This is a genomic window from Halocatena salina (assembly GCF_023115355.1).
GTDB lineage: Archaea > Halobacteriota > Halobacteria > Halobacteriales > Haloarculaceae > Halocatena > Halocatena salina.
On record NZ_CP096020.1, the window covers coordinates 262991 to 277419 of the forward strand.

At 55.0% G+C, this 14429-nt stretch carries 8 protein-coding genes; 5 read left to right on the top strand and 3 right to left on the bottom strand.

Annotated elements, in window-relative coordinates; all coding sequences use genetic code 11:
- Positions 1–117: 117 nt before the first annotated feature.
- The 3 genes from gfo6 (at position 118) to MW046_RS14165 (ending at position 5570) form a co-directional block, all read left to right on the top strand.
- Positions 118–1176, top strand: coding sequence for a D-xylose 1-dehydrogenase Gfo6 (gfo6, locus tag MW046_RS14155; protein WP_247995217.1), 1059 nt, complete (start codon positions 118–120; stop codon positions 1174–1176).
- A gap of 531 nt (positions 1177–1707) precedes the next feature.
- Positions 1708–3855, top strand: coding sequence for a catalase/peroxidase HPI (gene katG / locus MW046_RS14160; RefSeq protein WP_247995218.1), 2148 nt, complete (start codon positions 1708–1710; stop codon positions 3853–3855).
- A 431-nt stretch (positions 3856–4286) separates the two neighbouring features.
- The gene (locus tag MW046_RS14165; protein WP_247994815.1) at positions 4287–5570 is read left to right on the top strand and encodes a Cdc6/Cdc18 family protein; all 1284 of its coding nucleotides are present in this window, start codon (positions 4287–4289) and stop codon (positions 5568–5570) included.
- Positions 5571–6420: 850 nt separating this feature from the next.
- Here the strand turns inward: MW046_RS14165 and MW046_RS14170 are convergent.
- From MW046_RS14170 to MW046_RS14180, 3 genes are read right to left on the bottom strand one after another with little or no spacing between them, the layout of a single operon-like run.
- Complete coding sequence (locus MW046_RS14170) at positions 6421–6888, bottom strand: hypothetical protein (RefSeq protein ID WP_247994816.1); 468 nt, start codon at positions 6886–6888, stop codon at positions 6421–6423.
- Complete coding sequence (locus tag MW046_RS14175) at positions 6885–7664, bottom strand: ABC transporter permease subunit (protein ID WP_247994817.1); 780 nt, start codon at positions 7662–7664, stop codon at positions 6885–6887. Before MW046_RS14175 ends, MW046_RS14170 begins: the two co-directional genes overlap by 4 nt.
- Complete coding sequence (locus tag MW046_RS14180) at positions 7661–8614, bottom strand: ABC transporter ATP-binding protein (RefSeq protein WP_247994818.1); 954 nt, start codon at positions 8612–8614, stop codon at positions 7661–7663. Before MW046_RS14180 ends, MW046_RS14175 begins: the two co-directional genes overlap by 4 nt.
- A 361-nt stretch (positions 8615–8975) precedes the next feature.
- On the opposite strand from MW046_RS14180, the gene MW046_RS14185 reads away from it, so the two are divergent.
- Positions 8976–11564 (top strand): PD-(D/E)XK nuclease family protein, encoded by a 2589-nt coding sequence (locus MW046_RS14185; protein WP_247994819.1) that lies wholly within the window; start codon positions 8976–8978, stop codon positions 11562–11564.
- Positions 11561–14425, top strand: a complete 2865-nt coding sequence (locus MW046_RS14190; protein ID WP_247994820.1) for a UvrD-helicase domain-containing protein — start codon at positions 11561–11563, stop codon at positions 14423–14425. Before MW046_RS14185 ends, MW046_RS14190 begins: the two co-directional genes overlap by 4 nt.
- Positions 14426–14429: the final 4 nt, after the last annotated feature.

The window sequence follows — 14429 nt, forward strand, 5'->3', positions numbered from 1 at the left end:
AACAGAAGTAATTAAATTATTGGGCTGTCCCTTCTCAGGAGGTTCCGCGATATCCAAGAGATGTCAGCTTCACTGTCGTGGGAACACATTAGCCGATGAGCGTCGTAGAGACTACACATGGATCTCGACAGTTATTTCGAGGATTTCACCCGTCGAGATTGGCAGATGCTCGATGAGGCGTCCGTTCGGATTGCCGTAATCGGTCTCGGTCGATTTGCTCGTGAGCGGGCGCTGCCGGCGATCCGAGACGCACAGTTCTGTGAGGCGACTGTTCTCGTCAGCGGCTCGCCCCAGAAAGTCGCCGATCTCCCGGGCACGGTCGCCATCGATCGAGTCATCGACTACGAAGCGTACCACGCTGGTGAAGCAGTAGAAGCATACGACGCCGTTTACATCGCTACACCGCCAGCGTTCCACCTCGAGTACGCAGAAACCGCTGCTGATCTGGGGAAGGACATCCTCTGTGAGAAACCACTGGCGGCGACACTCGAAGACGCCGAACGGATGGTCGATGTCGCGGCGGAGGTTGTCCTCATGACTGCCTACCGGCTACGGACGGAACCCGCAATCAGACGCCTGCGCGAGGCAATCAGAGACGGCGTCATCGGCACACCAATCCAGATTCACAGTGGCTTTTCCACACAGGTGCTTGATTATGCTGGCCCGGACTCGTGGCGACTCGATCCCGATATCGCAGGTGGTGGGGCGCTCATAGATCTTGGGGTGTATCCGTTGAACACGAGCCGGTTCCTGCTCGGCGTTGATCCTGTGGCAGTCAGCGCTGAAACCACTTCATCAGGCCCACCGTTCGACCGGATTGACGAGCACGTCGCAGTCCAGCTCATCTTTCCGGACGGAGCGACAGCTTCCTGTACCGCGAGCTTCAACGCCCACCCCGACAGTCGGCTCCACGTCCTTGGAACGGACGGACAGTTGTGGCTCCGATTTCCGTTCGGTGGCCACGTCTCACAGGAAATCGTCATTGAACGGGGAGAGACCCACGCACGCTACACCGGCCCGCCGGTCGATGAAGTCAGCGAAGAATTCGACTATTTCGCCCATTGCAGTCGCACCGAGACGAAGTGTGAGTGTGATGGTGAAGAGGGGCTAACTGACCTCCGGATCATCGAAGCCGCCTACACCGCTGCCGAAACAGGCACCCGGGTCGATCTATAGCATAGACCACCATATCCTGTTATAAACACCGATTACTGCAGGTGTGTTCGGAACGTCTCTTCCCGCTATCGTGTCGGATGCTTCTTTGTATTTACCTTCAATTCGATCCTCTCGGTCTCCTTGGCGGAAGTAGCAAACATATCTATTATATTGGCTGTCGATCATCTAGATCAGAGGTCTAAACCACATCTCAATAAATATGATTTCTAAAAGCGAAATAAATAGAACAGAATCCATTATATTGTGTTTGATCTAATAACGAAATATGAGTGTGTATTAACGCCCTGCAGCGATTGGACATTAACAAAACGTCACTTAGTGAGCCATAGTACGAGTAATGCGCTCGACTAAGTCGGATGTACGGCTCCGTTGAAGACACTACCACTACTGATACGTTAGTGAGGCCTATTACAGATAGTACACGAATGCTCACCGATAAAAGTTCATAAGTCAGATAGATTTCTTGGTCTACAGCGAAGGCTCATTCCGAATTATACAACTTTAACTTACTGAAGTGGCAATCATTCAATGATGAATAGGTCAAATCAAGACTGGTGGCCGAACCGGCTGAATTTGGATATTCTCGATCAGAACGCGCGACAGATCAGTCCGCGGGACGAGGAGTTCGATTACGCCGAGGAGTTCGAGAAACTCGACTTCGACGAGGTGAAAGCGGACATCGAGGAGGTACTGACGACGTCACAAGACTGGTGGCCGGCGGACTACGGCCACTACGGACCGTTGATGATCCGGATGGCATGGCACAGCGCTGGCACGTACCGTACTAGCGACGGTCGCGGCGGCGCATCCGGCGGTCGACAACGCCTTGCGCCGCTCAACAGCTGGCCTGACAACGCGAACCTCGATAAGGCGCGCCGACTACTCTGGCCGGTCAAACAGAAGTACGGCCGCAAGCTCTCGTGGGGCGACCTGATCGTCCTGGCCGGGAACGTCGCTTTGGAGTCGATGGGCTTCGAAACGTTCGGCTTTGCTGGTGGCCGCGAGGATGACTTCGCACCCGACGAGGCCGTCGATTGGGGTCCCGAAGACGAGATGGAAACGACCTCTCCCGAGCGCTTCGACGAGGATGGCGCTCTCAGGGATCCACTCGGCAACACCGTCATGGGGCTCATCTACGTGAATCCGGAGGGACCATACGGTGAACCGGACCTCGAAGGATCGGCGAAGAACATTCGAGAGGCGTTCGGCGGCATGGCGATGAACGACGAGGAAACGGTCGCGCTCATCGCTGGCGGACACACGTTCGGGAAAGTCCACGGTGCCGATGATCCTGACGACCACGTCGGACTCGAGCCCGAAGCAGCTCCCATCGAGAAGCAGGGCCTCGGGTGGGAGAGCGATTACGGTGAAGGAAAAGGGCCTGACACGATCACTGGTGGCATAGAAGGGCCGTGGAACAGCACGCCGACCAAGTGGGACATGGGGTATGTCCACAATCTGCTCGAATACGAGTGGGAGGCGCACAAGGGTCCCGGCGGTGCATGGCAGTGGAAGCCTAAGGATGGAGTAACGTACGACACCGTGCCGGACGCCCACGATCCGTCGGAAGAGGTAGATCCCATGATGCTGACGACGGACATCGCTCTGAAGCAGGATCCGGACTACCGAGAGGTTCTTGAACGCTTCCAAGAGAACCCAAAAGAGTTCCAGGAAGCCTTCGCGAAGGCGTGGTACAAACTGATCCACCGCGATATGGGTCCGCCAGAACGGTTCCTCGGTCCGGAGGTTCCTGACGAGGAGATGATCTGGCAGGATCCCATCCCCGACGCCGACTACGATCAGATCGGGGACGAGGAAATCGCCGGCCTCAAAACGGAGATTCTCGATTCGAAACTATCCATCTCCCAACTGGTCAAAACTGCGTGGGCGTCGGCGTCGACGTTCCGCGACAGCGACAAGCGCGGTGGAGCGAACGGAGCGCGCATCCGTCTCGAACCCCAGAAGAGCTGGGAAGTGAACGAGCCAGAAGAGTTGACGACTGTACTAGAGACCTTGGAGGGAATTCAAGAGGAGTTCAACAGCTCACAATCCGATGAGACGAAGGTCTCGCTCGCCGATCTGATCGTTCTGGGCGGCTGTGCGGCCGTCGAGCAGGCGGCGACGGATGCCGGATACGCTGTAGATGTGCCGTTCGAACCGGGACGGACGGACGCCACCCAAGAACAGACCGACATCGACTCGTTCGATGCGCTCAAGCCGAAAGCGGACGGGTTCCGTAACTACCGTGAGGATGGGATCGACAGACCAACGGAGGAGCTGTTGGTAGATAAGGCTGAACTGTTGAATCTGACACCGTCCGAGATGACAGTGCTAGTTGGTGGCATGCGGGCGCTGGATGCGAACTACCAGCAGTCCGACTTCGGTGTCTTTACCGACCAGCCGGAGACGTTGACTAATGATTTCTTCGTGAATCTGCTCGACATGGACACGGAGTGGGAACCGACTGCGGAATCCGAGAACGTGTTCGAGGGACGCGACCGCGACACAGGCGAACTCAAGTGGAAGGCTACCCGCGTTGATCTCATCTTTGGGTCGAATGCTCGGCTTCGGGCTATCTCGGAAGTGTATGGAAGTGACGACGCGGAGGAAAAATTCGTGCGTGACTTCGTGGATGCGTGGGGCAAGGTGATGAACCTCGACCGCTTCGACCTCGAGTAACGCGTCTCTGCGTACTCTCACACAGCGGTTTTCCTGAGTTATTCTTCAGTCTGCTGTAGAGCTACTACCGGACTGGTCCGGACTTCCTAGGATAGTATATAAACAACCCTAGTAATATTGAAGATAACTCAGGAAAATCGCTGTGCAACTAGGTACTGTCTCCGACTTTTGGTTGTACTAGTAGTAGTTAGTATTGCCTATACCAATAGATATAATACTATAACACGGGACTCTCATTCGATTTGAAACCATTCGCCTCCCATCACATGAATAACTCGGGAAAACCGCTGTGTGTGAGGACATACGAACCGATTCACCCCCTATTTCGCGTGAATAACTCAGGAAAACCGCTGTGTGAGTGGGAAAGAACTCAGGAAACTCAGGAAACTCGGGAAATTATAAGGCAACTCGATACGTCAGCGCCGATCAGTATGACTGATTTCGATTCGATCTTCGCGGATGAGGTTGATTTGATAGCGGACGCCACGGTTCTTGAAGAGGATTACACTCCAGATCAAATCCTCTGTCGCGATGAGGTGCTGTCCCAGTATACGAGTGTCTTCAAACCGATCTATAAAGGTCGACCACCCCAGAATGCATTTCTCTACGGTGATACGGGGGTAGGGAAGACTGCCGTAACGAAGTACCTCTGCCGGACGCTTGAACATGATATCGAACGAAAAAACGAGCAGCTCTCGGCTCGCGACCGGATCACTCTCACCGCTCTTTGGATCAACTGCGAGAACTTTACTTCGGGAGACCACACGACTTCGTCATACCAGGTCGCCGTCGGGATCGTCAATCGACTCCGGGAGCCAGGGAATCGAATCAATGCGACGGGGTATGCCCCCCAAGATGTTTACGATCTTCTCTATGAGGAGTTGGATTCGCTTGACGGGTCAATACTGATCATCCTCGATGAAATCGACAAGCTCGGGTCCGACGATACGCTCCTGTACGAACTGCCCCGGTCACGAGATATTGGCTATCTTGAATCCGTCCGGGTCGGTGTGATTGGAATCAGCAACGATTACACGTTTCGCAAGAATCTCTCGCCGAAGGTGAAAGACAGTCTCTGTGAGACCGAGATCAAATTCCCTGCCTACGATGCGGACGAACTCGCGGTGATCCTTCGTGCCCGAGCTGAGCAGGCGCTTTATGACAGTGCGTACAGCCAAGAGACGATCTCCCTGTGTTCGGCTCTTGCCTACAAGGAAGCCTCGGGGAGTGCTCGCCGTGCGATTCGCTTACTCCGTCGCTCTGCAGAAGTCGCTGAAGAAAATAGCTCCGAACACATCAACCCGCCCCACATTCGACAAGCGGACGAGGATTTGGAGTACGGGAACATCGTGGAATCGATCGTCGACCAGGATCAAGAGAAACTCTTCGTGTTGGCGGCGATCGCCCATCTCGATGGCGCGGACCTCACCCCAGCACGAACGCGAACGATCCACGCCACCTATTCCCGAGTGGTTCGCGCCTATAATACGGCAAGCGGGAAGGAACCACTTACCCAACGGGGCATGTTCAACCATCTTTCAAAGCTGGTGATGTTCGGTTTCGTACGGACCATCGATCGGAATAAAGGGGCTGGTGGTGGACAGTGGAACGAACACGAGTTTACTGACGACGTTGATCCGCAGAAAGTACGAGAAGCGTTTGCAGAACGCGATCGGGAGTGGCTATCGATCGATCTTCGTGGTGTCACTGGGTAAAAGTCTTGTTTGGATCCGAGAGATAACGATTCGCTCCAGAAAGTAACCCATCTCAAGACCCAAGTAGAACTTCTCGTCTCTTTCGATTCACGGGACGCCTCGTAACCGTTGTGAACGCGCTATCTCTGGCGACCTACCATCGGCTCATTATTGATCTCACCATGTTGATAAAGGGATAGCGCTTGATTCCGCGGCAGTGAAATATCGAACGCATTCCCCGATCGATCAATACTAGCGATTCAGCCATCAGTCAGACCCAGAATGGAATAGATGACGATAATGAGTGGAATGATCCACACGAGTAGAATGGCAATAGTCTCGATAACTACATTAAATACACCACCTCCTTCAGTACTCGTTTGTATAAAAATAATAACAACAAACCAGAGCGTTACCAATTGGATAATCGAATCGGTGTTCATAGTGGATTATTATCTATAGGAATATATAAATTTTTCATTACACGATAGTATGTCGATATACAGCTGATCCCAGTCCTGGGCGGTCTCGACTGGAGTGACCATCGCAAACTTGTAATACGTATAGAAGGCTAGAAATGCCGTGATGGGTTCGCCACGATCAACAGAGCACGCAACCGGAGGCGTCCTGAAAGTCCTTTTTCGCCACCAGCAGCGTGCTTATTGAATGGTCCCCTCGCTGGAATGGTCACGGCTGGTCGTTGGTAGTGAGTCGTCATCGGTGTAGACTATGAGAGATCTTCGAGTGAGGCTGTCGTCAGATCGAAATCTAGGACTGATGGACCTCCCGCATCTAGTTCGCGTAGCACGGCCGTCTTCCCCGTCCACATTGTACCGTCAGTGGCGATGTGGTGACCGCTAGGGTGGTTTCCTTACTCAACCTTCTCTGTTGTGAGGATGAGGACGCCCGCGAGTGTCCCGAGACCGATCGCACCGAGAAGCGGTCCCAATCGGAGCATGACCGCAGCAAGGGGCGGTGTTGGTACGGACCAAGTGATCCAAGTAAGATGGTACTGGCCTCCCTTATGGACATATATCCTGTGGCTCTGTGTGCTCTCTGAGACGAGTGTAGCCCACGAGTTGGGAGCCTCGTCTGTCGGTATGGAAACCGAACTGTGCTCGTTGTTATTTGACTTTTTGAATAGTTGCTGGGCGGATGTCGAGAGATTCTGATACTCCATTTTAGTTATATCCTCGTTTAATTCCTCTTGATCATCCACACTGTTAGACACAGCTATGTCTAGGTGTGGTTCGTACTCAGGGACGGGTGAGACGAGTCCAACGGTAAATAGTGGCACGGCGATGACCAACGCTATCACAGCGAGGTGACGACGGTTCATGCCAAATCACTCCGTTCGAACAGCAGATACGCAAGTCCGAGTGGAATGAGGAGCCACCCAGCCACGATTACGCCACCAAACCACGGTTCTAGATAAAATGGTGCTGTGTCGCCAAGTTCCAATGTATTCGAATCCATGTAGAAGAATTTCGGGTTTAATCGGATGATGAGGTGGAGCCAGTTTGGAGTCGCTGCATCGGGAGGAAGCATGAACGACTGAATAATACTGAAGACCGTATCCCATGCGAATGCGAACACGATCGCGAGCACGATCGCTCCCCACGTTGCCACTGTTGTAGAGCGGTTCGCTGCTGAAAACGCGAGAGCTACTGCGACGAACACCACGCCAGGGATCAGTAGCTTTCCAATTAGGAGAGCATACGCCATCAATGACGGTGAATCGGCCAACACGGCGTAGTGAACACCCACCACGGCGAAGCCGACGACCACTGTGACGACGACAACGGCTGCTCGACCGAGAAATTTCCCAACGACCACGTCGCGACGAGTGTGAGGTGCTCCGAGCAGGAACTTCAGACTTCCTGATTCGCGTTCTCCGACGATCGATTTGTAGCCTAGGAGGGTTCCAATCACGACGACGACGTTGGCCGTTGACTGATACAGATCAGCTGCAGTGGTTGTCGTCATCGGGGACATTGTAAATTGGTAGTAGGTGTAGAAGGCCAGAAACGCCGTGAACCCCCCCACAACAGCCACCAAGGTAAGTGACCGGATCGCATCCTGGAAGTCCTTTTTTGCGACCTGCAGCATACTCATTGGGTGAGCACCTTGGTGAGCTGATCGTGACCAGCTGAGGCTCCCGTCTCATCGTCCGTGTACGCGAGAAATAGATCTTCGAGTGTGGTCTTCGTGAGATCGAAATCTTCGACTGTCGCTCCTGCTGCCTCCAGCTCTCGGAGCACAGCCATTTTCGCATCATCAGCACACTGCACTGTCACGGTGGTTCCGGTCGCGCTCACCGAAGAGACATCGGCCAGTGCGCGGACGGCCGCGAGGGCTTCGTCAGGTGTCCGATCCACCGCTACTGTGAGCGTCGTTTCGGCCTCGATAGCAGTGCGGAGGCCGTCGATGGTGTCTTCGGCGACGAGTTTTCCTGCCTGCAGAATGCCCACCTCGTCACAGACGGCCTCAACCTGACTAAGGATGTGACTCGAAAAGAAGACCGTCGCGCCGCGATCGGCCTCTTCACGAACGATCTCGCGCATTTCGTGGGCCCCCTCTGGATCGAGTCCCGTCGATGGCTCATCGAGAACCAATAAATCCGGCTGGCCGATGAGTGCGGTCCCCAGTACGAGTCGTTGAGTCATTCCTCTCGAATAGCCGCCGACTCGTCTGTCGATCGCATCAGCGATGCCGACCCGATCGGCGATCGTCTCGGGATCATCGGCTGCGTCGTTCGAGTCAATGATGAACTCTAAATGCTGGCGACCAGTGAGCCGATCGTACAGATCAAATCCTTGTGGGAGTATCCCGGTACGTTTGCGTACTGCAAGTGTCTCTGCCTGTGCGTCGTGGCCGAGTACGGAGATCTGTCCTTCTGTCGGTCGAATATAATCGAGCAAACAATTAATGACGGTCGACTTGCCGGCACCGTTCGGGCCTAAAAAGCCGAATATGGTTCCTTCATCGACGACGAGATCGAGAGAATCCACAGCAGTCACGTCGCCGTACTGCTTCGTCAACCCATTCGTCTCTATCGCTCCCATCACACGATCTCTCAACCACATTTGTATTAAAAGTGGTGTGTTCGTTCCAGTAAAAACGATGACTGTTTCTCGATTCTGTACTCTATCACGACTTTTCGAAAAAGATGAGCGCATAACCCTTTTCGCCAGCGAGTGATCGAATGAAACGAGTCGGGAAACCGCCCAATCGACACCCATCGCATCGAGTTCGTCGGCTACTCGTGTTTCGAGTTCGAAGCCATCATCAGAAATCGAAGGACACTCCCTGATACTGAAACGATGAGCGAAACGATACGCTGGGGGAGGTCGTCCGTGGCGGACGTTCTGTGAGCGAACATGTACCAACGACAAATTTTTACAATCCACTTGGGTATTATTGTTCGTGACGATTACACGTTCAAAATCCATTGATCTATTATATCAAGAATGCAAGAGTTTTGATCTCGTGCTCGTCCCCGATGCCCCGATGGCAAGCGCACTGAACCGGCGGCTCGATCAGCCACATTTCGGGCCGTTCGCGATCACCCCCCGTCGTCTCGCTGCTCGGCGTCGAGAAGAAGCTGAAGATCGCCTTGCTTTTCTTGAGACGATTACGACGACAGATCTCGGTTGGAAGGAAGCCTCGCATGCGGTCGGAAACGTCCTTCAGTGTTGGGAACACCAAGGGGCTGCCGACGCCATTCTCAGGTACGAATCGTTCGCGACCGACGCAACACGTACTACCGTCGACTGCATTACCGAGATGGACACGACCTCCCGTCGGCTCTCTGAGTACACTATCGACGCCGAGACATCGGTCGCCGTTGTGGGAATCACGCAGTTCACCACGCTCGAACGCTCGATACTCCCATCAAACTACGAGACGATCGATCCGTTCACCGAGGAGCCGTTCGACCCGACGCCCTTCCGTGTGTTCGATTCCCCTGCCGCAGTCGTCGATGTCGTGATCGATACGGTCACACGAGAGAACGCCGACAACGTGGGTATCGTTCTCGATGGGGACAGTCAGTACTCATCGCCTATCAAATCCGCATTCGAAGCGGCAGACATTCCGTACTACGGCGGTCCCGGTTTCACCGACGATACCCATCACAGGATGTTCTTGGAATTCCTTCGAAGTGTACACGCGGGACGAGATACCCGAATTGGCGACGTCAGGCCGTTGCTTACCCAACTCGGTCTCTCTATCGACGTCAAGCACGACGAGAAGCGCCTCCACGACCTCGATCACCCGGAAGTCGACCGGCTCCGCGGATTCAGAGACGGGATTCGTACCGACACGTTCGAAGCAGCGATCGAGACCTACGAGGCAGTCACGGGCGTCTCTCTCGATGCGTTCCGGGACGAACTCTCGACGCTCAGCGTTCTTGATGACCCTGTTACTGAAGACGCCGTCGATCGTCTTGAATTCTACCTGCAGTCGTATGAGGTTCCCGTGGATCGCGAGAACGAGGGTGTGCTGTTAGCCGATCCGAAATCAGCCGCTCACGTCGATCGTCCCCTCGTGTTTTACCTCGGACTCGATGAAGGATGGTCACACTCATCGCCGCGGCGACCGTGGGTCGATCGGAACCAAGAGTTCGAGCGCAACCTCCGGCAGTTCCAACTGTTGCTTCAAAACGGTGTCGAGCGGTATTATCTCGTGCAGGAGACCGTCGGTGGGACACCTGTAACGCCATGCCTGTACTTCGAGGAACTGTTCGAGGAGGACTTCGAGCGTTTCAGCGGCCTCAACTCGGTACCACACGCACGAACGGCCCGACCGACTTTGGACGGATTCGAGAAAGAACCAGTCGACACTTCTGTCGAGGAGATCACTACGCTCAGCCAGTCGAGTCTAAACACGTACGTCAACTCGCCCCGAGATTACTTTTTCAGCCGACTTCTCGATACTCCTGACAAAGACTACATCAAGGAAGGCAACTTGTTCCACGACTTCGCTGAGTTCTACGCGGCTCATCCGGGTGTCATCACGGCAGAGACACTCGACGAGATTTCGCGGGTTATTCTCTCCGAAGTCGCCCCGTTTCTCCGGGATGTCGACCGGAACGTTCGACGGACGAAATACCGCCTCGGACTCCAGACCATCGTCGAATTCCTTGAGGCAAATCCGCCTCGAACTGATGAGCTGTTGACCGCGAACGGTGGCTGGGGACGGAACTTCTTCGCCGAGTACTACGACCGTCCCATCGACGCGACCCACACGGAACGGTGGTTCGAGAACGCGAAGCTCGGTCTGCAGGGGAAGATCGATCTCGTTCACGATCCGACCCACCTCCTCGACTACAAGAGCGGTTCGAAGAAGTCCGCTCACTCCGTCGTCAAGCACTCGGCGATCGATCCCCCGAGCGACCAGCCGAACTTTCAGGCTCTGTTGTATCTTGCCCACCAACGCACCGAACAGCCCGACGAGGAGCTGCGATTCACGTTCTTTCATTTCCTCGAAACACTCGACGACATCGTGACCGGAGGGGGTTCTCTTGGGGACTGTCTCACGACGGTGACGTACTATCCATGCCCCTTCAAAGAGCACATCGCGAAACCAGCTGTCTTCATCGAACTCCAAGAAGAGGCGGCAAACGACTGTACCAAGACGTTCTCGAAGACGGAGTATGATGTGTACCGGGCTCTGTTCGATGCGTACGAGTTTCCGGCGACACGCGACAGCGATGAGCTCATCAACTCCGAGTTCGGTCGGGCGCTGATAGATCGAATGAAAGCCGAAGTTGGAGACTACAAATACGTGACGAAGGGCTGTAAGCAGGCGCTCAGACATCTGATTCGGATTCAGAACCGGAACTATTTCTCTGGCGATGTCGACGCCTTCGAGCGGTTCGTTCGAGAGCGCCAAGTGGAATTGAATTCTCGCCGTGCCGGTAACGAGCGGTTTCCGGTCGAAGGACTCAGCGGCGACCCGAACTATCGGTACGTGGACAACCGTGACTGCATTCTGAAGGAGGGATCTCGATGACTGCACCGAATGACAATCAACGAACGCTTATCGAGAGCACGGACGGCATCCACATCGTCGACGCTGGGGCAGGGACTGGCAAGACGTTCACCGTCACTCGTCGGTACGCAAGGATCGTCGACCAGAACGGCGTTACACCCGAGGACGTCCTGTTGGTGACGTTCACGAACAACGCAGCCACCGAGATGAGAGATCGAATCGTCGCCCACTGCGAGTACGGAATGCGCGAACTTTCGGACGCTCCGATTCAGACGTTCCATAGCCTCTGCCACGATCTCCTCCTGAAACACGGCTTCGAGGCACCGACGCTCCTCGGCATCGATGATCGCATCACGGGGTCGACGCGCATTCTCGAAGACGAGAACGTCGAGAAGGCGCGGTTCCGTGAATTCATCCGCCGCTTCAGCGACGGCCATCCAGAATACGATGACTTCTTCCGGGCTGTCGAACATCCGATCGAACTCCTCGAACTCCTCAAGCAGCTCGCAGCGAAGGGCGTGTTCCCGACTGCCGATAGCTGGTATCGCAACGGTGAGCGACATCTAGACGGGGATTTCGAGGCGTTCCGTGAACGCTTCGAGGAGTTGAATCAGCCCCGGAACGGAGGCAGCAAGCAGTCACGACTTCGATCTAAGCTCCGTGATTATGGGAAGGGCACGTGCTATCTCCCCGCTGCCCCCGACAAAGCAACGATTCGTGGAGAACGTGGGGCAAAGCAGGTGCCCGCTGCTGCCGCACGGAAAGCGTTTCATGCGGACCGAACGGACCTCAAGGACTTCGTCCACGATGTCTATTATGAGTATCTCGAATTTGCGCTCAGTCGGAACTACCTTAACTTCGATTTTCTCCAGCTGTTTGCGTTCGTCCTGCTCTGTGAGGACCATCACCTCCGCGATGATGTCGCATACGAGCACGTGATGATCGACGAGTTTCAGGATTCGAGTGAGATCCAGTTCAAACTCGCGCTCTTGCTCGCGGACACCAACAATATCTGTGTCGTCGGAGACTGGAAGCAAAGCATCTATTCGTTCCAGTACGCTGCCGTCGAAAACATCACCGAGTTCGAATCTCGCCTAGACCGGTTCGTCGACGAACTCAACGCAGACCACCAACGGGTGGGGTGGGCAACGCGTCCGATTACAAACGTCGAGCTCGTCGAAAACTATCGCTCGACACAGGCTATCCTCGATTTCTCCGAGCACAGTCTCGTGACGCCAGCAACGGGTACGGACGAGATCGACGTTGCGGCAGTACGAGACCGTATCGTCTCGCTTTCTTCGAACGCCGTTCACGAGAACTCACAGATCGAAGCGATTCACCACGAAAACGAACACGAGGCTATCCTGACGAAGCTTCAGGAGATCGTGGGAAACGAGGCCTACCAGATTGAAGAGGACGGTGAGCTTCGGCTACCGGAGTACGGAGATATCGCCGTGCTCACCCGGACACGAGATTTCGGTCGAGAGCTCCTCTCGGTCGCAGAGGAATACGGGCTGCCGATGGCGTACGAGGGAGGGACCGAGCTGTTCCGATCCGATCCCGCGAAGCTTCTTTTGGCGTGGCTGCGGATCCTCGAATCCGACTCGGAGCGAGGCTGGGCCGTCGTACTTGAGGAAGCCTGTTACACGCTCGATGAGGTCAAGCACATCCTCGAAACCGAGAACTACCCCACCAACATGCAAGCGTTCAAAACAGAGCTGGCGGCACTGGAGACGGCCGGTGGAATCGCCCAACGGGTTCTCTCTCGGTACGACTACAACGGGGTGGACGCGGATGTGTTGTTGACGACGCTCCGATCGATCCACAGTGAGACGATGTTGACCCGCGGTGATCTCATCAGGTACATCGAGCGGGGCATCGAGAACGGCAGTACCCACGATGTGCACGCGAGTACAGGGGTGAACTCGGTGACAATCCAGACCATCCACGCAGCAAAGGGACTCGAACATCCCATCGTCATCCTTGCGAACATGAACGACCGGCGCTTCCCACCGTCGGGTGGGACTAGTGACGCGATCACGTTCGACGATCCCATCGGAGTACGGCAGCGCAAGCTCTATGCCGACGACTACGGCTACCCACACATCTACGACAACTGGCGGACTGACGTTCTCAGGAACTGCCTGCCACGTGGGTATGACGAGGAACGACGATTGCTTTATGTGGCGATGACTCGCGCCGAAAACCATCTCGTCTTTTCAGCAGGCGAGACTCCGAACACGTTCCTCGCACGACTGCCCATCGACATCAAGGAACTAGAACCCGATGTTCGACCAGAGCGAGAGAGTGAGACACCACAGTCGCACTTGCAGATTTCGGTCCCGGATCCTGACGGACCGATCGACCACTCGCCGCACACGCTGATGCGCGACGACGTGTTCGAGGATATCGAGGAGGGACGGGGAACCGCGTTCGGAACGCAGACACACGAGTTCGCCGAACGGTACGTATTGGAAGAGGACGTCAAGCCATCGAACGACGACGAACGTCACATCGGGATCTTCATCGACTCGCTCGACGGTGATCTCCGAGTCGAAGAAGACGTGTATCTTCCGCTCGCGGTCGACGGCGAGCAAGTCACCATCTCCGGCATCGTCGATCTCGTCCATATTCGTCCCGAGACCGTCGAGATCGTCGACTTCAAGACCGATCTCGGTCGGCATGCTGAGGACGAATACCGAAAGCAGATCAGCGTGTATTATCACGTTTTGAACAAGTGGTTCCCCGATCGAGATGTGACCGCCGGTATCTTCTACGCCGCCGAGGGCGCCCACGTTGGTATCGATCCGGTGTCGAAAGCAGAGCTGGCCGAGTTAGCAGCACAAAAACAGCATTCCGGGATCAGTATCACCGAGTCATAGGACG